The organism is Sphingobacterium sp. UDSM-2020, assembly GCF_016132525.1.
Lineage (GTDB): Bacteria > Bacteroidota > Bacteroidia > Sphingobacteriales > Sphingobacteriaceae > Sphingobacterium > Sphingobacterium anhuiense.
In genome coordinates, this window is sequence record NZ_CP066166.1 from 3,806,405 (window position 1) to 3,830,942 (window position 24,538).

Genomic DNA, 24,538 nt, shown 5'->3' on the forward strand with positions numbered 1-24,538 from the left:
TCCATGCAAATTTATTTTTCGTTTGTTTAAAAATTTGGTTGATTCCGTATTTACATATGCTTATTCCTGGAAATTTTTCATGTATGTGCGGATGGGGATAGTAATGTGGTAGAATCAAATTGTTGAATTTTAGAAAGATAAGATTTTGCTTTTAAACCTGAGAGTAAGTTGTGGGTATTAAAAATGTATTGTTAATTTTAGAAATAGTATTTGCATATTGAGGATCGGACACTAATTTTTTCCATTCAGGATCAGCAATGAAATCAACCCATCCCTTATTACGTTCCTCCATATTCTTACAGGTGATCAAATAGGTGAGACGAGGTAACCTGTCGCCTGCAATCACTTCACCACAGAATACCGGATTTAATTTTGCTCTTTTGAAGATAGGAAATTCGCCATCATGAAACATTTTAATTTTTCTTTTTACAGCATCTTCACTGTAGCCTTCATATGTTCTTAGCTCAAATATCCGCGATTTATCGGATGGAATAGTGATTTTAGGCCAACCTTCGAAGGCAATCATTAAGGAAGATTTAAAACGATCATATAGCGCTTTGTCTTCGGGAATACTGTTATATGTAGCGCTATTTTCAATGTAATCTGCATCCATTTTTACTTTTGTATTGACGGATAGGTAATTGTCAAGAGAAGAGTAAGGGGTTAATAAGTAAAATTTGGCAGGCTCAGATGGAACCAATTCTTTGAATACACCAACTGTTTTTACACCATATTTATTCAGTGCGGGCATAAGGGCAGATTTAAAATAATTGTCCAGTTGTTGCTGGTCAGAACCGAATCGTATTTCGTATTCACGCCATTCATATATTTCCGGCTTAACTGCATTATTATTGGCTCCTATTACTGGAATTATCGTTGTTGCTAAACCTACAGTTAGTGAAGATTGAATAAATTTTCTGCGTTTCATACTGGTCAATGGTTTTATAATAAATGATTTAGATAGAATAAATATATAAATTTAATCCTATTTTCTATAAGGCCGTTCTAACAAATAATCAGAAGTTTAGTGTGTGGAAACTTTTTTTGAAGATAGTTTTTACCTCAAACAGAAATCTTATTTATGAAAATAAGCTCATCATAGAGATATAAGGCAATTTTGGTTAATATATTTTTAATAACTGCTTTTACGAGAGAATGAGAATAAATATGTTGGGTAAGTTACAGATCTTTGGCAAGCATTCCTATAGACACTTATTTTTGCTTATGCTTGAAGCTAATAATGTCTTGGCAATATTCCATAGTGGTGAGTCCTACAAGTGAAGGATGCCTTTATGCTTTAATTAGAGTTTATAAAGCTTTGGTTTTGTGCTAAAGATTCTCCAATACAGAAAAAAACTTTTTGGTCTTAAGTAGTTGAAATTTATGTATCCATCATGAAAGTACAGGATAGTAGCCTCTTATTTATTTAATACATTTAATACTTATAAGTATCCCATTATGAATTCAAACCGTGCTATTTTAAGTTTCTTAATGCTTATTTTTTGCTTTTGTGAGATCAATGCGCAAAATAAATTAAGTGATAAGTTTAATCAAGTGAGCCCATTAACATCGGCATATGTTTATCCTACTCGTATCGTATGTAAAGAGGGAAATGTGATACATGCTACAAATTTATTAAAGAGGGGTAATGGTCAGGCAAATTTATACAACCCCAATACTGTTGTATTTAAAAATGAAAATAATCAAATAGGGACTAGCATACTATTAGACTTTGGTATTCAGATGAATGCATCTGTTGAAATCATCACAGGCATGTGGGGGGGCAATAATTTACCGAAAAATGTTCGTATACGTTTCGGGGAATCGGTTAGTGAAGCAATGTCCGAAATTGGCGTTATGGATGCTACTAATGACCATGCAATACGAGATTTTATGATGCAAGTACCGTGGCTTGGTCGCAATCGATCTGGTGAATCTGGTTTCAGATTTGTACGTATTGATTTTTTAGAACCTAATGCTGAATTACATTTGCGAGAAGTAAGGGCTGTAGCTACCTTTCGAGATGTTCCCTATCTAGGGAGCTTTAAAAGCAGTGATGAAAGACTTAATAAAATATGGGAAGTAGGTGCATACACTGTACACGTTAACATGCAAGACTATTTATGGGATGGTATAAAAAGGGATCGTTTAGTTTGGGTAGGAGATCTTCACCCTGAAGTATCTACTGTCAATACCGTATTTGGGTATAACGAAGTTGTCCCCAGAAGTTTAGATCTTGCGAGAGAATCGACACCACTACCCAATTGGATGTCTGGACATAGTAGTTATTCGATGTGGTGGATTATCTTGCAATATGATTGGTATATGAATTATGGGAATTTAGGATATTTAAAGGAGCAGCAACCTTATTTACAAGGATTGGTTGAGCAAATTACTGGGAAGGTTGTTAATGGAAAAGAACGGATGGATGGCGCTCGATTTTTAGATTGGCCATCAAGTGAGGATAGTGCAGCTGTACATGCAGGTCTTCAAGCACTAACTATAAGATCATTGGAGAATGCATCGGCTCTCTTTCAGATATTAGGTGATGATAGTTCAAAAAATAGATGTGACGAAACAGTTGCGCAGATGCGAAAATATATTCCGCCACTCCATCATTCAAAACAAGCCGCTGCATTGATGTCATTAGTCGGATTAATCGATGCAAAAAAAGCGTATACGGAGGTATTATCTATAGGAGGGGCGAAAAATTTTTCAACCTTTTACGGTTATTACATGCTCGAAGCAATGGCGAAAGCAGGAAAGTATCAAGAGGCTATGGAAATTATCTCGACCTATTGGGGTGCTATGCTGGATCTAGGAGCGACAACATTTTGGGAAGATTTTAATATGGATTGGTTGCCCAATGCCAGTCGTATTGATGAGCTTGTACCAGAAGGAAAATCGGATATACATGCAGATTTTGGAGCTTACTGTTATAAAGGTTTTCGTCATAGCTTGGCGCATGGCTGGGCTTCAGGACCAACAGCGTGGTTGTCTGAGCATGTATTAGGAATTAAAGTAGCGCAACCAGGTGGAAGGGTATATACTGTTAAACCTCATTTAGGCGATCTTAATTGGGCAGAAGGAACATTTCCAACACCTTATGGGCAAATATATGTTAAGCATGTGAAAGAACATGGACGTATCAAAACAGTGATCAAAGCACCTAAAGAAGTTAAAATAATACAATCATGAAACAAAAAAAGAATTGTATTTTATTAAATAATACGATGTATTTGTTTCTTGCAGTGTAGAAATGCGTACAGCAATCAGAATATGATCATCACCCTGCTCATTACTTTGGGGATACCTGGAGTGGTGAATCCACCTTAAGATTTAGTCAATCAAAATTGTGGATGTTTTATAGTAACACAACTTTTATCCAAAACCGCAATAAAAGTTGTGTGCTATAGATTATCAATTAAGGTATAAAAAAGCGAGCTATGAATTTTGTTTTTCAACCCAACTGATAAAAAGAACCTTTGTTCCCAATATTCATCTTATTCATTTATATAATTCAGCGCAAAATTCAACCAATCTCCAACTGTATCATCTAAATACACATCAGGCTGAATTCCTATGTTGTCAATTGGATATTGAGGAAGTCTTGCTGAACGATAAGTTGGTAGGTATAGTGTATAATTCTCGCAACCAAACTTAAACTCTCTTATCGAACCATAATCCAACACTCCCATTGAAGGTGTTCCCAAAATTTTCACCTTTTTACTTTGACGTGCTGAAAATAAAAAATTCTCTCCGGCACTTGCTACATTTTTATTTGCTAAAATAATTATTTGTTTAGGTGCTTCTGATTTTAATGCTATCGTATCAATCGTCACTTTTTTACCATCATATAATATAAATTTGCCCAAATTATCTTTATATTCTTTTAGTCCATCTTCAATTTGGCTAATTGCTTTTAAAGAGTCTTTATGGACGTTTTGCATCGCATAATCTCGCAAGCCATTAATAAGTGTATTCGTAGATAAAAATTCGACATTCATTATTCGCAAAGGATTTGTTAAAATATACGGTAGCAGTGGCTGATAAACATCATCAGTACCACCAAAATTATCTCTTATATCAATAATCAGTGCTTTAGATTTTTCAATTTTCTTTTGATTTAGTTTTATGAGCTCCTGTACAGGGGTAATATTGTCATATTTAAAACTTTGGATTTTTATATAAAAAACATTTGATGCTAACAACTTTCCATCTACCTCTTTTTCTTTCGGTTTTGATTCTCCCAAATTTTCGTTTTCATTTTTGTTTTTTATACTTGTTTCGATGTAAATATGCTCATCTTTAAAAAAAGAAACATAGTCATTTAACACCTTGATACAGTTGGTGTTAGTGGTGGTGTCGGATTTTGCAATAACTAAAGCTTTATGATTATTGTATAAATCGAATTTTCCATCAGTTTTTTGCTTAAAACCTGGATAATCAACTTCTATTTTAGTTATTAAACGTTCTAATGCCATTTGACAATTGCATTCATTTTGAGCAAAAGATATATTTATAATACAAATTATAAAATAGGAAATTAATGGTATTCTTTTCTTCATGCGATATTAATTATTTAGTTTGTTGATGTCATTTTTTTTATTGAGGTTATAATCGATACTGCTAACGTTCGTCTTTCTTAAAATTTTAATTTATATAATCAAATGTACAAAATTATGAAAATAGCAGCTACTTAATCGGATTGATTAGTATCTTTTGATTTAGGGATTTGCAGATCCAGTGTCGTTATTAAAGATTCTTAAATCCCTTGATTGCAGTATTTGTCACAACAGATTTCTAAATCAGAGGTCCTTATGTCCTGTATATGATAGTCCTGAAGCGCCTTAAATGCTCCAAATCGCGCATGCCATTATTCGGATCTTCTTTTAACGTTGTTCGTACCTTCTTTTAACACGCTTTTAATTTCTCCCATAGTTGCACAGTACCTGCACCGTAGTTCCACCGTCCTTTTCCTTGTGCATGGACGGTGCAAGGGTGGTGCAAGTACGGCGCAGTTACGACTTTTGTTAAAAGCGGGGTACTAGCATGTAGCCTTATGGTACAAAAGAGGTATTTATATCTTGCGGTAAATCTAAGTTGTTTTAATGTCTGATGGTGCTTAACTTCAAATGTTGCACCTATATAAACCGATATTAGGCTATATTTAACGTTATCATGACACGTTGCTTCTGTATTTCCAGCAAATTAAAACAACCTATTTTAAGGAATTAACATTCTGGCACCAGCGAATGGAAACAAAAGCCAAGTAAGAACGCATAAAAACCGCATATATAAACTGGTTTAAACTTTAAACTGTAATGATAAGGAAGAAACTATCAAAAATCAGAAAGGATTTAATCGCTCTACTGTTCTCGTTATTTTAATAGCTAATCTTTAATTTGAATAATTATTTCACAGACATAAGATATTATTTATATTTTTAGTATTATAATCTGTATAGAGAACATGGCAAAACAAATTAAGGCGTTAAAATGTCCACATTGTGGTAGTGTTAAGAAGCAGAATATTAAAGAAGACCATTATATCTGCAACAATTGTGGCACTGAGTACTTTTTGGATAATGACGATATTAACGTTAATGTAAAGCATCAATACGGCGACGGAAGATTTAATGGACTAGATCCGAAAACCAAAAAGTATCTATTTTTTGTTGTAGCTGGCATTTTGTTTTTTGTAATTTTTAGCAGTATCATCAGAACCTGTGGAAACAAAAGTGGAGGTATTTCGACTTTAGTCTCTTCCGACGATTCACCTAAGAAAAAGGAATATGTAGATCGAATCAAGGAATATTTAGCATTTACAGCATATAATAGTAAAAATCCGATGTTTCTTTTTATTATTAATCGTAGCAAAGATGCTTTTTCTCGGGAAGGTGCTGAATATTTTGCACGTTTTTATGATCCATTAAAAGAGAAAATAGTTAATGATATCCCACTTCCAGGATGGAAAGATGATTTTTATATACAAACTCGGGTTTTTAGCGATGGTGGATTTTATATCTGTGCTGATAAGAGCAATAAGGTATATAAAATTGATCCGGCAAAAAATGAAGTCATAGATGTAACGAATACCTTTTTTGGTGATGTTCCTGAATTTTCTTCTGGTATAGCTACTTTAAAATTTACACAAGATCGGGAAGGAGATGGTTTTAATATCATGACCAACGATGGGAAGGAATACTACTATTACCCTTTAGTTCGAAAAATCTATAAAGATCATATGCAGAGACGTGAGGCCGGTACAGGGCTTTCCAGCCTGTTGCCAGGCGCTAGAACGTCTGTTTATTATACATTTTCCGAAAAAAGCAGTGATTATCCAGAAGAGAAAATCCAATTGATAAAATATTGGTATAAAAATAATTCCGGTTATCCGATCATGCTTCCTTATAGTTATCAAGTGAGTTGGCAGAAGGTGTATCAATATCCAAAGAAGTCTGGTATTTATTACGGTTCATTTCCATATACAAAGAAATTGGTGAAAGAACCTCGGATTACAAAATTTGTTGATCTCACACCAGATCGTCTTTATTTTAAAGCTGATATCGGATACCAAGATAGTACGAGTTTGTATATTACAGGATTGCCAGATGCCAATCCTGAAGGTCATACCTATATTCAGAAAATCGATACCGAAAGTGGGAAAATCATTTGGACATATACACCCAAAAGCGATAATTACGCTGTTGAAAGTGATATGTACGGTTATACTGGAGGAGTTGTTTTTAGTTATTACGATAGATCGGGGGCTTCCAGTTCCAATAGGATCATCATTATAGCTAATGATGGTACAGTACTGAAAGATATAGACAGAGACGAAATATTTAAAAGATAGAACATGGGACTATTTAATTTTTTTAAGAGGCAAATAGCCACGGTTATAGAATGGCAACCACAGGATCAAAACGTATTGATATGGCGGTATCGGGCAGCTACAGACGAAATAAAAAATGCAAGTAAATTGATTATTTCTCCGGGACAGGGATGTGTTCTTGTTTATGAAGGCAGGATTACAGATGTGATCGACGAGGACGGGGTATACAACATCCGCACAGATAATCATCCATTTATCACTTCTCTGCTCAAAGTCGCACAGTTGTTTGAAAGTGAGCATAAAATGGGACTTTACTATTATCGTAAAGCTGAAGTTCTGAATCAGGGCTGGGGTACAGCTTCACCGATCAAGTATTTTGACGACTATTATAAGATTCCTATTCAGCTCTCAGCTTATGGTAATTTTTCGTATCGACTCAAAGATCCGGTGAAGTTTTTTTCCAACTATATCGGTTCACAGGATAACTATACTACCGAGTCTTTTCGTGAAGTCGTGCAGTCTCGAATTCTTCAAGTCTTAACTTCTAGTTTTGCGAAAGAAAAATTAGCTTTTACGGAGATAGATGCAGAGATTGATCGCTTGTCTAGAGGTATGAAAGAACAGCTCCTACAGGATCTAGAAACATTCGGCGTTCAGCTACATGATTTCAGGATTGAGGGTAATTCTTTTGATCAGGATACTCAAGATCGTATTGGAAAGATTGCTGATATTACTGCTGACAGCCATGCGGCGACTGAAGGTGGTCTTAGCTATGTTGAGTTGGAAAAACTCCGTGCGTTGCGTGACGCTGCTAAAAACGAAGGCGGTTTAGCGGGTGCAGGAGTGGGATTGGGAGCAGGTATGAGCTTAGGAAAAGTATTTAGTAATTCAATTGATGAAGTTACACAGCCTTTGGCGGGTGTAGATCCTATGGAGCAATTAAGAAAGTTAAAACTGCTGCTCGACGAAAATATCATTACGCAGGAAGAATTTGATCAGAAGAAAAAAGAGTATTTAAATAAATTTTAGCCGATGAAACACCTCATTATATTTCTATTTGTAGCGTCATTACTCGTATTGGGATTTGTCGCCCTGAATTATATCTGGAAGTGGTTCCCGATAGATTATACTGGACTCGTAAAAGTGTTTATATCTATATTGGTGGTTATTTTCATTGGGACAGGGCTTGCAATGGTTTTTAGTGCTGGATATGCAAGAAAAGATAATCAGCGGGATGTAGGAAAAAAAGATTAATCTTATTTCATAGAAATGAACTTAAGTGTTGATCATAAAGGTGCTTAGATGAGCTTCATCTTCAAAATTATTTTAATCAAAGTAAGAATGCTCAATAAGAGTAAGATTTCCGTGTGATATAAAATAAGATTTCCGTGTGATATAAAAAACGTATAACAGTCGTTTATTATTGTAAAATAAAAATCAAAGTGGGATTAAAGAACGCGAGGACGTAAAAGAAATTACTGCGCAATGCCAAATTGGAAATAATACCACCATTCAACTGCTTAAGAAATTGAATTTTGCAGAAGTCAATAGTAAATATTCGATGTTTCTCTAGGTTTTTCGTACGTATGGTGTTTAGTGATCTTGTGTAAACTAATTCCGATTATTGGCAATATATTCCATATAGATAACACCTGTGTTAGATGTTATCATAAAAGACCCTCTATAAATCAACGCACTATACAAATACTTGTAGCGAATCATATCCTTTACTTCACGTGTAATTATTTGTTAATTAAAGCAGTAATAATTATCTTGGTGAAGGGTATTTTATGTTGCCTTAGATATTAAGCATTAGATTATGATTTTTAAAAGAGCAGTGAAAATTCTTGCTATTATATTTGTTTTCATCACTATCGTCACACCATTATTTTCACAACGAAAATTTGATATACAGGGTACTGGAAAACAAATACTGGATGGAGAAATAATATATTTAAGCTATAGAAATGAAGGGCGATATATGTTGGATTCCACATTTGTTAAGAATAATAGTTTTAAGTTTGAAGGAATTATAGGAAATATACCTATTCGGGCTTCTTTATATCGGAATCAGAATCCTACGCACAATTATGATTTTATTTACGATCGGTTAAGCTTATACCTCGAAGAGGGAATAATTTCTGTTCAAAGTATGGATTCGTTAAATAATGCGCGTATAAGTGGAACTGCTGTCAATAATACGTTTCAACTATTACAGGAAAGATTAGCTCTTTTGGAAAAAGAACGACTTTCAATAAAAGATCCAGATTACTTTAGCGAAGAAGAAAGGAAAGATACTGCTTTAGTAAATAAGAATAGGAGTTTACTGGAAGCTAATTATTATAAACAATTTGATGTTCAACTAGCATTTGCCAAAGAATTTTCTAACTCCTATGTCAGCCTAGATCTTGTGAACAACATAGCCAGGAATAATAAATACAATCATTTAGCGGAAGAGGTATTTAATTTATTATCTGATAGTCTACTGCAATTGCCAAAGGCTGCAGTAACAAAAGAGTCTTTTTTAAATAAAAACAAGGTTCGCATTGGATCTATTGCCCCTGAATTTGAAATGAACGATAGGTTTGGAAGAAATATTAAATTGTCAAATTACAGAGGTAAGTATTTATTGTTAGATTTTTGGGCATCATGGTGTTTACCCTGTAGGCAAGAACATCCTAACTTACTAGCGCTGTATGATGATTTTAAGGGAGCTAATTTTGATATTTTGAGCGTTTCTATAGATAGTAAAAAAGATAAGTGGCTAAATGCTATTATTGAAGATGGTTTAATATGGAGTCAGATTTCTGATCTTAAAGCTAGTAACGGCGAGGTTTACTTGAACTACGGTATAAGTACTATACCGTGCAACTTTTTACTTGATCCCCAGGGAAAAGTGATTGCTAAGGATTTAAAAGGTCAAGATTTGAGAGATAAAATAAAAGAAGTGGTGAATATACAAGCGAATATGCACTAATTATGTTTATAAATATAATTTTGCTGTTTGAAATTTGTTTACAGGATCGAGTGTCTCACTGTTTTTGTTTCCCATATTTATTCATACAAGTAGATCTATTTGATTAATAGTTTAATGAAATCCATATCAATAGGTCTTGCTTTTTACTTCCTTCTCTAGAAAATGATTATCTTTAAACTTGATATAACTCCAAAATTGAATATAGGGGAATAAGCAGGGCGGGGGGTACCGTATATTTGCATAAAGCAATAGCTCTGTCAAAAATGAACCATGTGATTACTTCTATGAGCGCTTAGGTCAAGAACGCTTAATGATAAAATTGATAAAGACTTTAATTTATGGATACTAATCCACAAAATGTATTAGATTATACAAATAACAACACCATTTTTATGGTATGGAATATTAAGAGTGGTATTGAGGTAAAAGAAACCTTCAAACAGCTCTGTGCTCTTATCATTAATCTTAATAATTCTGGAAATGTTCGCTTTCCAAATTCCGGAGCTAGCGTGGTCATGGGTATCAGTTTGGAAGCTTGGATTAAATTAGATTTACCTTTGCCGTTACCTAAGGAGTTTGAAGTTTTTGAACAAATTACGGGGAGCAAACATACAGCGGTATCCACAAGAGGAGATCTTCATTTTCACGTCAGAGCTAGTGAAAATAGTTATTGTATCGATACGGCAGCAGTTATTTCCACACTACTGCAAAATATAGCAGTTTGCGTAGAAGAAGTGCATGGTTTTAGATATTGGGACAGTCGCAGTATTCTTGGATTCGTAGACGGTACCGAAAATCCGCATGGCCAAGAAAGGGCCACTTTTGGAATTATAGGTGATGAAGATCCCGCTTATAAAGGATGTAGTTATTTGTTTGTACAGCAATATTTACATAATATGTCCGCATGGAAATCTTTGCCCGTGAGTGAACAGGAAAAAGTTATTGGTAGGTCGAAATCTGATGATATCGAGATGCCTGATGGTGTAAAACCCTCGAATTCACATTCAGCACTTGCAAATGTGGGTGATGATCTTAAAATTGTTCGAGACAATATGCCTTTTGGTAAAGTAGGGACCAATGAAATGGGGACTTATTTTATTGCTTACGCCAGCTCGTTTATTACGATAAAAAAGATGCTAAACAATATGTTTATCGGCGTGCCTGTAGGTAATTATGATCGAATATTAGATTTTAGCACTGCAAAAACGGGTACTTTATTTTTTGTTCCAACATTCGATATGCTGGATGCATTTTCGGACTAGGATATCGCTATCGATTAAATATAGCAAGACATAGTGTAAATTTTAAAAGACTTAAAATCTGCGGTAAACGAATAAAGCCATTCTATAAGGAATGGCTTTATTCGTTTACATAAACTTACGGTATTAAGTGTATTGATTAAAACCAGTCTTATTACAGCTTGGGCTCTCTATATTGCTGTTAGGTAAGTAGTTATTGCGTATTAGCATGATCTATGAAGACCGTGTTTTATTATTTTCGGTATCTTGTCTATACCGCTTACATACTCCATATTTCTAGTCTTTTTATACTGTATGCCCATTACTTTTGTAGTAAGATAAATCAAATTAGATAAGGCAAACATGAAAGAGAAGTTTTTAATCGCCCTCACAGCACAATATAAAGATTTGGGATTTGGGGCAAATTCAATTGTAAAAGTAGCTCACTATTTAGCAAAAAAAGTACTTTATGAAGAAGATATTGATGGGGTTTTCCAAGATGTAGAAGGGTTGTTAAATACTTTTTAAACTGATGGAGATATAGGTGGTTAGCTTATGGTTGAGAAAGTTAAAGTGTTCATCATGAATTCTTGGCTATTGTTGCCAATAACTTTTGATTTATTTCTGTTTTGAAAAATAGAATCTATGAGCTCTCCTGTTGGAGGGCTTTTTTTAACATAAATACTTGAATTATGAAAATAGGACAAAAAGGATTACAACTAATAAAAGATTTTGAAGGTTGGTATAGCACTCCCTATAGGGATCCCATAGGTATTGCGACTATTGGCTACGGATTTACCTATTACTTACCTAACCGTCGAAAAGTGAAGATGGATGATCCACCATTAACCAGGATAGAAGGAGAAGCTATGCTTTTAGAAATTCTATCCAATTATGAGAATGACGTTAAACGGTTGTTAATGAAAAAATTAAATCAAAATCAATTCGATGCATTAGTGTCTTTTACTTACAATCTTGGCGCAACTAATTTAGGAAGGTCAACATTGCTAAAGAAGATTAATACCAATCCTGAAGACACTCGTATTGTTGAAGAATTTCTAAAATGGAATAAGGCTGGAGGGAAGATTTTACCTGGTCTTATTCGCAGAAGACAGGCAGAATCAGATTTATATTTTAGTTAGTGTATATGGAATTGGTAGAATTATTAGAGCGGTTTGGAGCTCCGTTGATTACTGGAATCTGCGGTTATCTCGTTGGGCGTCCAAAACAAAAAGCAGAGGTGGAAGCCACCAATGTTGAAAATGCAGGTAAAGTTATAGATAAATGGGCCAGTTATGCAGATCATCTGGAGAAAAACATTGAACAGTTGCGTGCTGCAATTGAAGAATTGAATGAAGCACTGGAGTTAGTTAATGATGAAAAAGCTTTTTGTGCAAAGACATTAACGAAGTTACAGATCGAATACGATGACCTCAAAAAGCTTTATAACGAGTTACAGATTGAATTAAGGAGGATGAAAAATGAAAAAAATATTAAAATTGACCGCCATCATGTTACTGGTGAGTAGCTGCGGTCTCTTAAAGAAAAAATCGAAGGTAGTAGAATCACAAAAGTATGAAGCCGGCACAACAATGCGGGGAGATTTCCGGTATGATCACCAAACTCAAATAAAAAGGAAAGCGAATGTACAATCATTTGCTAAGTTAGATGGTGAGTCTAAAACAGAATTTGAAGGAGAAGATATTACGCTGGAAAAAAATGGAAACGTTCGAATGGGTAAAGGAAAAGTCATTATTCATGAAATCGAGCGATCCAATACAATGCAATTAGTAAATCGGACAGAAGATATAAATTACTCTGAAAAAAAACAAGCATCCCATGCGGCAAAGCAAAGAGTTGCTTTTAAAAAAGTTTCGTCAAAGCAGGTAAGTAAACCGGAATACTACTTCTTTATCTGGTTTTTCGCAGCCTTAATTATTATGATATTTCTTTGGTTCCGCTGGCTAAAGAAAAAGATTAAATAATTATGCTTCATAAATAAAAAGACCACTTACAGTTTGATAAGATGGTCTTTTATTATTTCTTGAAAGCGGTTTCTGTATGGGCAGTGTAAATGGTTTTTCTGATTAAATTCCAGGTTATTTTTAGAAATAAATACATATTAGATTTTCTATATGAGGCGTGCTGTTATAATCAATTTCTGATTAGGTAATTCCACATAACGATATTACTTATTTAGTTACTATTAAATCGGCTATGAATGAGATAATAATTTGCGATCTGTTTGATTTCTTTTTTAAAATCACTGTAGAGATCGTATTGATTACACGCGCAGATAATAGATTTTTGTAAAGTATCGTTGCTGATATTTAAATAAGGTAAAGTTTCCTTATAAATGGAGCTTTTAACCTTGGTTTTTAATAATACTAATTTTTCAGGTTGAAAGATTCTTAATACAACCGATATGGCTTTATAGCGATGTTGGATATCTTTATAGTTGATATATTCACCTCTGATCTGCACAGGATTGATACCCACAAAAGCACAGTAGCAGTCAAGTACCGCATGAATTTTGGACAAATCAGGTTCATACATCTTATTGATCGTTTTTAGTACTTCCGGATGATTTTCTGTTAAAAAGTTCATAATAAAAGAATGATATAATGTGTTCATGTTTTTAATTGTTAATCGTTTTATAATTCAGTTAGCGGAATACAAAGCTGTCATAATCGGACACTTGATGATGATCTGGACTGGAATTGTGATCCATGATGCCGGATGAGCAGATTATTAGGTCGTGTGGCTAATGCTAGTGGTGCTGATTTTATTTTCATAATCTTATTTTTGACTTATATATTGCTATAATATTTAAATGGAATTTCAAATGTTAAACAAAGTTAAACATTAAAGTTAAACTTGCAAGATTTTTTGCAATTAATATTAGGCTGTTATAACACTAATATTGAAAATTATAAACTTTTTTGTTTACAATTAAATTATTGAAAGAGAGTGATTTGTATGTTTTTTGTTGCAAATTATTTGTTAAGGTTAACTAGATTGTGTAACTTAGTTTCAGCTTGTTATGTTATTGTGTAACAATTGTTAAATACTATGAAAATCATGGAATTATACCTAAGTAATAATTTTGAGGTATTACGATTGGAAATGAAGGTGACCAATCGTGAATTTGCAGCTATTTTAGGTGTAAGAGAGCAAGTCTATTCACGTATTAAAAAAGGCGAATATCCAATTGGTCTTACGATGAAGACGCGCATAGAAAATGCCTTTCCGAAGGTCAATTATGATTGGTTGGTGCATAATAGTGGAGAACGTGAGAAGCGTGAATTTGCTGTCCAGTCAGGTTCTGTTTCTATGATGCATGTGGGCAACGGTAAATCCATCGGTTATTTTTCGGATGAAGTGAAATTCATGGATGAAAATAAAAATAATATCTTTTTTGAAGTTTCCCCTGGTCGCTATTTGATGCAAACCAAATTAGTGACGGAGAAGGCAAAAGCGGGTTATTTATCAGGTTTTTCCGATTCTGAATATATGGATGATTTACCTGCACATTTTATTACGGTTAATGAGTTCCACCGTGGTATATATCGGTCTTTTGAAGTCAGTGGCGACAGTATGACAGATGGAACGGATGCAAGTGTTTTGGATGGCGATATCGTTACTGGACGTTTGATAAAAAGAGAATTGTGGCAATCTAAATTTCATACCCATAAATATCGCTATTGGGTTATTGTCCACCGCTACGAAGGTGTCATTATCAAAGAAATTATCGATCATGATGTTGAGAAAGGAATACTTACCTTACATTCTCTAAATACCGATAAGGATAGATATCCAGATTTTACGATTGTTCTAGATGATATCGATCAGATATTCAATGTCGTGGATATCAGTCGGTCGCTATAGTCTGCTTAAATAAAAGCTGATGCTCGCACAGTTTATTTTATGATGTGAGAAATCTCTTATTATAACCTGTCGATTAAAGCCAGCTTATTATTAATAAAGTCTGCGTTTTGATTAAATTTTAGAAATTGAAATATTTGGTTCTAACACATACTTAGTCAAAATGATCTGAAGGACAGTTACATAAAGAGGAGCGAGGTCTAGCGAAAATTGCTATTATGTCCTTTTCAAGTACCTTCATGTTGAGTAAAACTGTTTGCTGTCTGAACTTTTTTGAAAAGCAATTTGTTGTGTGATTTTGCAATCATATTTCAAGGAATTTCTTCAACTGTAAAATTTCAATCTCGATTAGCAATTGTAATAAGGCTCAGGTGTTAGCACTTCAATGCCCAAAAGCTCTTGTAAAGGTTGCACATAGGCATCCAATGCATTTTGTTCGCCGTAATAAATTGCCACTAAATCATCAGATTTTAATCGAACAAAAAATTCGACATAACCACCACCTTTTGCAGGTAACACATTTTGTACAATAATTTGACTTATATCAGTACGATTAAACTGAATAGCATATTGATCTCCCGTAAAACCAAATGTGTGATCATTTGCTAGCCACACGGCATTGTGATATTGGGTATTTTCATTCAATAATTGTGGTACGGCGATAACATTAGCATTATTTTTATAATCGGGCTGAAAATCTAACCAGGTTTCAAATGATAGAATTTTTGTCGATTCTGGGTTTAATTCAATTGTGTCACGTACAATTATTTCCGAATAATCCCTATAATTATTAATCGATAATGATGTTCCGCCGTCATCATATTGACTATCTACATCATAAGTATAACAGATCGACAAACCTATGCCATCTAAATCAAATGTTAGGTATTTTTGATCGTCCCGTTCGTATCCCGCATTTTCGATGTCAGTAGGAATTTCTTCCATCCAAAGTTTACGCAATTCGTAATAACTTTTATCGCTATTCGAGTCGGCATATAATGTTGTAGAATAAGATTGAACAGCAATATTTTGACGATCGTTTTCATCGTAATAAAACTCCAGATTATTTATAACTAAAGAACCTATTCGAACAGGATAATCGATTTTAAAGTAGCTCGTTTCAAACTCTGATTCGTACAAATGACCAATATTCAGTTTTAAGAATTCTTCGTATGATGTATCCCAAGAAACAAATAGAGGGGGAGTTGTTTGCACTTCAAGTCCATCAATATAGTCGCTGTGTCGGTCTGTAAGTATTTGATAATTTGTTTCCTTTTTATCAATCCAAATACGGTGTTTTTGTTCCTTTTTGCTATTTATGATTTTAAAGAATAATGCATTGTCAAAGCCAAAACGTTCAGATAGTTGTGGATAGATTTTAGAAAAACCATTTTGCAGAATGGGAATGTAGTGTTGTCTGTAGTCGAACAAAAATAGGTATGGATCCTCACCCAAAATTTCGACGTAAGCATATTTTAATATAGATAAATTAACACGCTCTTCATTGGTATGATCTTCATAAAAAAGATGATCATCTTGGATATGGATATTTCCCGGTTGTGTTTCTTTCGGATAAGAATTGTTCTTTTTGAATAGATTGAGCATACGTGTCTGTTTTATATTTGACTGTAATTGAAAAGATTCTCTATATCAAAGATAAGTAGTTTTCTCTTTTGAAGCATTAGCTGAAAATGGGGGTTTTTGACTGCCAGATCAATTCTATATGAAAATATCCAATCGGAAATTTCAGATCTCAATTGGCCAAATTTAAAAAATCACCATTCTCGTTTTAAGCTGCCAATCCAAATAAAAATACATTGTATCCATTTGGGCGTCACACGTTTTGTAATACAGAAATATAAGTCGCAATTTTTAGTGAGAGCCAAGTCGTAAGATGTGGTTTTTTTTATATTTTTATTTAGGCCAATGATATGTGGATCTTATCTCTTTTTTAATCATAAGTTGGATGTTTTTTAGAAAAAGAGAATGCAATTATTTTATTCAATTTCACGTATTTTAAGTTGTCTTTCTGTTCATGGTTAGTACATTAAAAATGTTCTTATCCTACTATTGATGATATAAAAAAAGAAAAAGTAATCTCATTTCTTAAACTGGTTTAATTACTTTCATTTCTGTAAGATATAATTTTGACCAATAAAATTCTTAAAAAAATGAATCAGAAGTATTTTCAATTATTTGTTCGCATCACTGTGGCGATTGCTTTTTTATCGGCTGTAGCAGACCGGTTTGGCATTTGGGGAAATCCAGGAAGTAAGAATGTCTCCTGGGGAGATTGGGGACATTTTGTAGATTACTCCAATACACTTAATTTCTTTGTATCTCCTGCAATCGGAGAGGTTTTAGCGATTATAGCCACGGGTTTAGAAATTGTTTTTTCCTTGCTACTGCTTATTGGATACAAAACAAAAATGATCAGTTTTGCATCTGGTCTTTTATTAACAATTTTTGCTGTATCAATGACAATATCTGTGGGAATTAAACCTACTTTTGATTATTCAGTATGGATAAGTGCCTCCGCATGTTTCCTTTTGGGAACTTTAAATGGATATTCATATAGTTTAGATGCATACTTGATTAATAAATCTTTTAAAACGAAATGTTTGGATTGATTAACTCCTAATTTTAACAGCATTTAGCATTGCTAATTCATTTCTTCAGCATATCATAGCAAGAACTACGAATATAAATACTGGAGTGAAAATCACAGAACGTCCCGTCGTCGTGAAATGAATGGATTTTAGAGGGTTTATATAGAGCGCCGTCACGTGCTATTTTTTCGGGATGTATTAAAGTAATTAACTTTATTACATACTTTTATAAGGAATTGGTTCTGGTCATTTATGGTGTTTTGAGCATCCATTATTGTAAAAATAATCATTTTTGAACTTCCGCCAATTTCATATTAAAAAAGACAGATTGCAATAATCGATTAAGTATTAGCAATAAGGGAACGAATTATGTGTTTTCCAATTTTTCTTGTAGTTCCCTTCTAAAAGTGATTCCAACGGGAAGGTTCATATTATTGATCTGCACCAGACCATGCTCATATTTGCTGACCTTATTGATAGAAGCAATATACGATTTATGGATGCGGACAAATTTAGAGGCAGGCAATTGTTTTAAAATCTGTTGCGTGGTGATGGCGGTGAGGTACGTCTGTGCCGGAGTGACAATTTTTACATAGTTACCAAAACTTTGTATAAAATCAATTTGTGAAAGCTTAATCTCAATAAGCCGACCATCCATACGGATACTGATTGTTTTAGGTTCATCTTCTGATGGAATCGCACTATTGTTGTAGGATAGAAAACGTTGTAAAGCTTTAAAAAAGCGAGGAAAAGATATAGGTTTCAATAGATAGTCGACCACCCCATAATCATAACTTTCTAAAGCATATTCCGAATATGCTGTTGTCAGTATTATTTTTGGAGGATTATCCAGCATTTTCAAAAACTCCATCCCAGTAATTTCTGGCATATCAATATCCAGAAAGATAAGATCAACCCTATTATTTCTCAGATATTCCAGCGCTTCAAATGCATTGTAGCATTGGGCTACCAACTCCAGATCAGCGCTTCTTTCAATATAATTGACCAATACATAATGTGCAGCTGGTTCGTCGTCAACCACAATGCAGCGATTTTTATCCATTGCTAAAGATTTATGACCAAGGAGATCTCAAACTCTTCCTTATTTGCATTCGTATTCAATTGATAGCGACTAGGGTATAATAACTTCAAGCGCGCTACCGTATTTTCTAAACCTATTTTTGCTGAAAATACATTCCTTTTTTTTATGGGGACTGAATTTTGTACATGCAAATATAAGGTCCCTTTTTCAATTTTTATTGAGATCGCTACGTAACAATCTTCTATACTACAGGTACCATGTTTAAAAGCATTCTCAATAAATGTGATCAGCAGCATCGGTGCAATTTGGTTGTTGATTCCCACTTCTGGTTGATAATCAAAATCAATTTTTGTACGATAACCTAAACGTTCGCGTTCCAATTCGATATAACTTGATATAAAATCAATCTCATCGTCCATTGAGACAAATTCCCTGTCGCTGCTTTCCATTTGATAACGTAGTAATTGTGATACTTTGATAATCAGTTCGGAGGTACGTTCCGGAAATTTAAGGCTGATCCCATAGATTGTATTTAAAGTATTAAACAAAAAGTGAGGATTCAGCTGCTTTTTTAAATTAGACAATTGCGTTTGATTGGAAAGTAGTTCTCTTCTTGTTTTTAATCGCTGGAAACGATAAAATTCGATAAATTGGATACTTCCTAAAATACATACTAGCGATCCTAGCAGTACCCCAACTTGATAATGGAAAGTTTTCTGAGCGAGGTTTTTGTACAGAAAGCAATTCTTATAAATTACATTTTCGGTGATTTCCTTTAGAATAAATGCAAAAACCAGGAGTATTGCGGTCGAAGACAACGCATAAAGTATGGCTTTATTTTTTTTAATCAGAATTGGCAGCAGAAAAAAACGGTTCACCTGTGCGTGTATGTATAAGATCAGAAAATAGACCAACCCCATTAAAAAGCCTTTCCAGCTTAAGATCAAAATCCAATCATTCAAAGTAAAGAGGATAAACGAGAAAATCAATAATGCGATTTCCTGTATGATCTTATTCTCCAGAATCTTTCTCATAATCCCTTGTTTTTGTTAAAAATCTGTTACAAAGTAAAAGTATTAAGTTTATAACCACCGAAAAATAAATGACGAATTAAATTGGTCACTTTTAAACGCTATAGATCATTTTAAACTAATAGTGCATCGTACTTGGGGCTTATCTTCGTTTCCATAAAATGATATATAACCTATGCTGAAATTGAATTTAGTGTTGTCATTGGCTGTATCACTTGCGACCTCAACCTCATTTGCACAGAAGCTTACCATCCGAGATGCTGTAGACCAAGGTCTTGCAAATTATGGAATGATCAAGGCAAAGAGGTATTATGTCCAATCCTCACTACAGACCAACGAACAAGTAAAACGCGACTTCTGGCCTAATTTGACAGTCGTAGCACAACAAGATTATGGAACCATTAATGGGCAAAATGGTCCATTATACGGATTTGGGGGGCTGGGAGTAGCCTCCTCAGGAGCAGCCCTTCCAGAACAGAATTGGAATGCTGCCTTTGGAGCCCTGTATCTAGCAAACATCAATTGGGATATCTACACTTTTGGCCGAAAAAAGGAACGAATAGAATTGAGTAAGGCCGATAGTAAACGACTAGAAATTGATCTCCAACAAGAACAATTTCAACATAAGATCAGGATTGTAGCCGCTTACTTAAATCTTCTGGCGAGTCAGCGTCTCCAAATAAATCAACAGAAAAATCTAGATCGCGCATTAGTCTTTTTTAATATTGCGGCCACTAAAGCCAAGAATGGGATTTTGCCCGGTGTCGATTCAACCTTGGCTTCGGCTGAGGTTTCTCGTGCAAAAATCAGCTTGAATCAAGCTGGAGAAAATGTGAAAGAACAAAATAATAAATTAACGGTATTGATGGGAATCAATGCAACAGACCTTCAAATTGACACGGGGTTAGTGACAAGAACACCAGCTCAGTCGCTTGCAGTAGATGTATCTCTGGTAGGCAATAATCCTATACTTCAATATTACAGAAGTCGAATTGAAGTTGGTGAGCAACAGCTAAAGTTATCAAGCAAAGAATACTTACCAACTCTGTCTGCCTTTGGTGTATTTCAGGCACGCGGTTCTGGATTCAAAAGTGAATATGCGACAGATCTCCAAGCATTCACAAGCAACTATTGGAATGGTATTCGTCCCAATAGGCAAAATTATCTTTTGGGGTTAGGGATCAATTGGAATATTACATCTATTGCACGAGTGAATAAAAAAATCAGTGCGCAGCGCTACACCAACGATGCTTTACGTGAGGAATATCAAACCACGGAAGCGCAATTTTTTGCACAACTGGATGCTGCTGAGGTTAAGATGCGATTAGCACAGCAAAGCGACGCTGAAGCACCTAAACAGGTATCAGCAGCTTTACAAGCTTATAATCAAAAGATGACCATGTACAAAAATGGTCTGGCTACGCTTGTTGATATCACCCAAACGTTATATACACTGAATCGAGCCGAGACAGACCGCGAAATCGTCCATATTAACCTCTGGCAATCATTGTTACTGAAAGCCGCCTCCGCTGGAGATTTCGATATTTTTAACAAAGAACTATAAATAACAAAGCATGAATTTAATACGTTTTGCCTTACGTAAGCCAATATCCATCCTTGTGCTGGTTATGGGTCTTATTGTGTTTGGAATAGGTGCAGTACGCACGATTAAGGTTGATATTTTACCCAAAATGAACCTTCCTGTTATTTATATTGCGCACCCTTTTGGAGGCTATTCTCCAGATCAGATGGAGTCTTATTTTGCTAAAAACTACGTTAATATTTTACTTTTTGCCAATGGGGTAAAGTCGATTGAGACCAAAAATATTCAAGGTTTGACTTTAATGAAGATCTCTTATTACGAAGATACCAACATGGCACAAGCAGCGGCGGAATTGAGCGCACTCGCCAACCGGATACAGGCTTCATTTCCTCCTGGTTCACAACCGCCTTTTATTATTCGGTTTGATGCATCTTCACTTCCTGTAGGCCAATTGGTACTTAGTAGTGATAAGCGGTCGAATAACGAATTACAGGATCTAGCCAATGTTTATGTACGGGCTTCATTCACCTCCATACCGGGATTAATTTCCCCACCACCATTTGGGGGTAGTCCGCGGACAATAGAGGTCAATGTTGATCCCGAATTGATGCGTAGCCACAACATGACCCCTGATCAGGTCGTAGAAGCGTTAAAGCTTAATAACCAGACTGCACCAGCGGGAAATGTCCGTATAAAGGATAAAAATTACATTACGTCAACTAATAACACCATTCGTAATGTCAAAGATTTTGAGAAAATTCCCCTTTTTAAAGGTGGTGTTCAAAATCTTTATCTGGGTGATATCGCTAGCGTGAAGGATGGAGCCGATGTTACTGCAGGCTATGCGCTTGTCAATGGAAAACGATCGGTCTATGTCAGTATTGCCAAGGCTGGTGATGCTTCGACTTGGGAAGTTGTACAAAATTTGAAGGCTGCACTTCCAAAAATACAGAATACCTTGCCCGAAGATGTTAAATTATCCTATGAGTTTGACCAATCGGTATATGTTATCAACTCTGTTAAAAGTCTAATCACTGAAGGAGCAATCGGCGCTATTCTTACCGGATTAATGGTTTTATTATTTTTAGGTGACCGAAGGGCTGCCTTGATCGTTATCTTAACAATTCCAATTTCTGTTATAGCGGGAGTACTCTTCCTAAAACTATTTGGACAGACCATCAACCTCATGTCACTGAGTGGATTGGCGCTAGCAATTGGTATTCTGGTTGACGAAAGTACCGTAACGATAGAGAATATCCATCAACATTTGGATATGGGAAAACCCAAAGCATTGGCGATCTGGGATGCCTGTAAGGAAATAGCGCTTCCGAAGCTTTTGATTTTATTGTGTATCCTCGCTGTATTCGCTCCGGCATTTACAATGACAGGTATCCCAGGATCTTTATTCTTACCACTGGCTTTGTCCATTGGCTTTTCAATGATCACCTCCTTCTTATTGTCCCAGACTTTTGTACCCATTATGGCTAACTGGCTTATGAAAGATCATCATAAAGTAGGAGCAAATAAGATTAATCCTAAAGGATTGAGTGCAGATGAAGTGCAATTTGCTGAAACAGGCCTTTCAGTGGAATCTGAGCAAGATACGCTAAATCAAAAGCGAATTCTAGTCGAACGCGAAGATTTTAATAACGATGGTAAAATCAGTCTGTTCGAAAGATTCAGAAATCGGTTTATGAACATGATCGATCAACTGTTTAAACAAAAGAAAATCATCACCATCGTATATCTAGTTGGATCCATTAGCTTGGTGGTGATTTTACTCTCCGTCATTGGACAGGATGTGTTTCCAAAGGTGAATTCGAGCCAGTTTCAAATGCGCCTACGGGCCGTTGAAGGTACCCGCATTGAACGTACGGAGGAAAAAGCGAAACGTGCATTAGCAGAACTTGAAAAACTGGTAGGTAAAGAACATATTAGCATATCATCTGTTTATATCGGTCAACATCCGGGACAATTCTCTGTATCACCGATCTATTTGTTTATGGCAGGACCTCATGAAGCTGTTTTCCAAATAGCTCTTCAAGATTACCACCACGATATGGATAGCTTCCGCGATGAGTATCGGAATCGACTCAAAACTGCTCTTCCAGATGTACAGGTTTCTTTTGAGCCGATCGAACTCACGGACAAAGTGTTAAGCCAGGGTTCGCCAACACCTGTTGAAGTACGGATTGCAGGTAAAAACAAAAAGAATAATGAAAAATACGCAGGAAAACTAATAGAAGAACTAAAAACCATACCATACTTCAGAGATATTCAACTGGCACAGTCCATTAAATATCCGTCCTATGATATTACTATAGATCGAGTACGTGCTGCTCAACTTGGTATTGACCTTGCAGAGGTATCGCGCTCACTAATTGCCGCGACTTCATCCTCTCGTTATACGGAAAAGAATACCTGGATTGATGAAAAGGCTGGATTATCTTATAACGTGCAAGTTCAGGTTCCAATAGACAAAATGAAAGATGAAAAAGAGATTGGCGAAATTCCATTGCTAAAAAATTCTTCACGACCTATTCTGAGCGATATTGCAACTATTACGCCATCATTTACCTATGGCGAGAACGATAACTTAGGCGCTATGCCGTACATTTCTGTGACAGCCAATATTGATCATACCGATCTAAAAACAGCCTCTAAAGATGTACAGCGCAGTATTGTTGCTTTAGGTGAATTGCCACGTGGGCTTTCTGTCGAGCAGATTGGTTTAGGAAAAGTATTGGGCGAAACAATGGATAGTTTACAGGCAGGCCTAGCAATTGCGATTATAGTCATATTTCTGATGCTTTCGGCAAATTTTCAATCCTTTAAAGTTTCAATGGTCGTCCTAACAACAGTTCCAGCCGTGGTACTTGGATCTCTGTTGATGCTTTTACTGACGGGTTCAACACTTAACCTGCAGTCATATATGGGGATTATCATGTCTGTAGGGGTATCCATCGCCAATGCAGTACTTTTGATCACGAACGCAGAACATATACGTAAGCACAATCAAAATGCATTGTCTGCGGCACGAGAGGCGGCTTCACTTCGTCTACGTCCGATTATTATGACCAGTTTGGCTATGATTGTCGGAATGTTACCAATGGCAATTGGACATGGTGAAGGTGGGGAGCAAGTTTCCCCGCTGGGACGTGCCGTAATCGGGGGATTATTGTTTTCAACTTTCGCCGTACTTGTTATTTTACCTTTAATATTCGCTTGGATACAAGAGAAAAGTAGCACGCAGTCGATCTCCTTGGATCCGCAAGATGAAGAAAGTAAACATTATATAACAGCATTAAAACCTTTAAAATGAAATCATCATGATTCATTCAAATCGAGGTAAATGATGTCATTAATACTGAAGAGC

20 protein-coding genes are annotated in these 24,538 nt (G+C 35.3%); 14 read left to right on the forward strand and 6 right to left on the reverse strand.

Translation table 11 applies throughout. From position 1 onward, the window contains the following. Window positions 1-151: 151 nt before the first annotated feature. Window positions 152-928, reverse strand: coding sequence for an NIPSNAP family protein (locus JAZ75_RS15960; RefSeq protein WP_208696616.1), 777 nt, complete (start codon window positions 926-928; stop codon window positions 152-154). A gap of 530 nt (window positions 929-1,458) precedes the next feature. On the opposite strand from JAZ75_RS15960, the gene JAZ75_RS15965 reads away from it, so the two are divergent. Then, entirely contained in the window at window positions 1,459-3,198 is a 1,740-nt protein-coding gene (locus JAZ75_RS15965; protein WP_232789225.1) for an alpha-L-rhamnosidase C-terminal domain-containing protein, read from the forward strand. Window positions 3,199-3,503: 305 nt separating this feature from the next. On the opposite strand, the gene JAZ75_RS15970 is transcribed toward JAZ75_RS15965, so the two are convergent. Next, complete coding sequence (locus JAZ75_RS15970) at window positions 3,504-4,568, reverse strand: S41 family peptidase (RefSeq protein ID WP_208696618.1); 1,065 nt, start codon at window positions 4,566-4,568, stop codon at window positions 3,504-3,506. 904 nt (window positions 4,569-5,472) lie between these two features. Here JAZ75_RS15970 and JAZ75_RS15975 point away from each other — a divergent pair. The 9 genes from JAZ75_RS15975 (at window position 5,473) to JAZ75_RS16015 (ending at window position 13,037) form a co-directional block, all read left to right on the forward strand. Beyond that, window positions 5,473-6,858, forward strand: coding sequence for a hypothetical protein (locus JAZ75_RS15975; RefSeq protein WP_132771397.1), 1,386 nt, complete (start codon window positions 5,473-5,475; stop codon window positions 6,856-6,858). 3 nt (window positions 6,859-6,861) lie between these two features. Then, window positions 6,862-7,866 (forward strand): SPFH domain-containing protein, encoded by a 1,005-nt coding sequence (locus JAZ75_RS15980; protein ID WP_208696620.1) that lies wholly within the window; start codon window positions 6,862-6,864, stop codon window positions 7,864-7,866. Between the two features lie 3 nt (window positions 7,867-7,869). Beyond that, entirely contained in the window at window positions 7,870-8,091 is a 222-nt protein-coding gene (locus tag JAZ75_RS15985; RefSeq protein WP_208696623.1) for a hypothetical protein, read from the forward strand. 565 nt (window positions 8,092-8,656) lie between these two features. Then, window positions 8,657-9,814 carry a TlpA disulfide reductase family protein gene (locus JAZ75_RS15990; protein WP_208696625.1) on the forward strand — a complete coding sequence of 386 codons (1,158 nt, stop codon included), beginning with the start codon at window positions 8,657-8,659 and terminating at the stop codon, window positions 9,812-9,814. A 338-nt stretch (window positions 9,815-10,152) separates the two neighbouring features. Beyond that, window positions 10,153-11,076: a Dyp-type peroxidase gene (locus tag JAZ75_RS15995; protein WP_168126056.1), complete on the forward strand. Its 924-nt coding sequence runs from the start codon at window positions 10,153-10,155 to the stop codon at window positions 11,074-11,076. Between the two features lie 339 nt (window positions 11,077-11,415). Beyond that, entirely contained in the window at window positions 11,416-11,580 is a 165-nt protein-coding gene (locus JAZ75_RS16000; RefSeq protein ID WP_208696627.1) for a hypothetical protein, read from the forward strand. Between the two features lie 164 nt (window positions 11,581-11,744). Further along, window positions 11,745-12,194: a lysozyme gene (locus JAZ75_RS16005; RefSeq protein ID WP_208696628.1), complete on the forward strand. Its 450-nt coding sequence runs from the start codon at window positions 11,745-11,747 to the stop codon at window positions 12,192-12,194. 5 nt (window positions 12,195-12,199) lie between these two features. Continuing rightward, complete coding sequence (locus JAZ75_RS16010; RefSeq protein WP_183914381.1) at window positions 12,200-12,580, forward strand: hypothetical protein; 381 nt, start codon at window positions 12,200-12,202, stop codon at window positions 12,578-12,580. Next, window positions 12,534-13,037 (forward strand): hypothetical protein, encoded by a 504-nt coding sequence (locus JAZ75_RS16015; protein ID WP_208696630.1) that lies wholly within the window; start codon window positions 12,534-12,536, stop codon window positions 13,035-13,037. Before JAZ75_RS16010 ends, JAZ75_RS16015 begins: the two co-directional genes overlap by 47 nt. 211 nt (window positions 13,038-13,248) lie before the next feature. On the opposite strand, the gene JAZ75_RS16020 is transcribed toward JAZ75_RS16015, so the two are convergent. Beyond that, window positions 13,249-13,686, reverse strand: a complete 438-nt coding sequence (locus tag JAZ75_RS16020) for a hypothetical protein (protein ID WP_132771405.1) — start codon at window positions 13,684-13,686, stop codon at window positions 13,249-13,251. A 447-nt stretch (window positions 13,687-14,133) separates the two neighbouring features. Between JAZ75_RS16020 and JAZ75_RS16025 the strand changes: the two genes are divergently transcribed. Continuing rightward, window positions 14,134-14,940 (forward strand): helix-turn-helix domain-containing protein, encoded by an 807-nt coding sequence (locus tag JAZ75_RS16025; protein ID WP_208696632.1) that lies wholly within the window; start codon window positions 14,134-14,136, stop codon window positions 14,938-14,940. 345 nt (window positions 14,941-15,285) lie between these two features. Here the strand turns inward: JAZ75_RS16025 and JAZ75_RS16030 are convergent, their stop codons facing one another. Next, complete coding sequence (locus JAZ75_RS16030) at window positions 15,286-16,542, reverse strand: hypothetical protein (RefSeq protein WP_208696634.1); 1,257 nt, start codon at window positions 16,540-16,542, stop codon at window positions 15,286-15,288. Between the two features lie 566 nt (window positions 16,543-17,108). On the opposite strand from JAZ75_RS16030, the gene JAZ75_RS16035 reads away from it, so the two are divergent. Beyond that, window positions 17,109-17,567 carry a DoxX family membrane protein gene (locus JAZ75_RS16035; RefSeq protein WP_132841672.1) on the forward strand — a complete coding sequence of 153 codons (459 nt, stop codon included), beginning with the start codon at window positions 17,109-17,111 and terminating at the stop codon, window positions 17,565-17,567. Between the two features lie 346 nt (window positions 17,568-17,913). Here the strand turns inward: JAZ75_RS16035 and JAZ75_RS16040 are convergent, their stop codons facing one another. Together JAZ75_RS16040 and JAZ75_RS16045 are read right to left on the reverse strand one after the other, a co-directional pair. Next, window positions 17,914-18,609 (reverse strand): LytR/AlgR family response regulator transcription factor, encoded by a 696-nt coding sequence (locus JAZ75_RS16040; RefSeq protein WP_132841673.1) that lies wholly within the window; start codon window positions 18,607-18,609, stop codon window positions 17,914-17,916. Between the two features lie 2 nt (window positions 18,610-18,611). After that, window positions 18,612-19,622, reverse strand: a complete 1,011-nt coding sequence (locus tag JAZ75_RS16045; RefSeq protein ID WP_208696635.1) for a sensor histidine kinase — start codon at window positions 19,620-19,622, stop codon at window positions 18,612-18,614. 172 nt (window positions 19,623-19,794) lie between these two features. On the opposite strand from JAZ75_RS16045, the gene JAZ75_RS16050 reads away from it, so the two are divergent. Then, window positions 19,795-21,183 carry a TolC family protein gene (locus tag JAZ75_RS16050; protein WP_208696637.1) on the forward strand — a complete coding sequence of 463 codons (1,389 nt, stop codon included), beginning with the start codon at window positions 19,795-19,797 and terminating at the stop codon, window positions 21,181-21,183. A 10-nt stretch (window positions 21,184-21,193) separates the two neighbouring features. Next, on the forward strand, window positions 21,194-24,484 hold the full coding sequence (locus tag JAZ75_RS16055; protein WP_208696639.1) for an efflux RND transporter permease subunit: 3,291 nt from the start codon (window positions 21,194-21,196) through the stop codon (window positions 24,482-24,484). Window positions 24,485-24,538 lie beyond the last annotated feature (54 nt).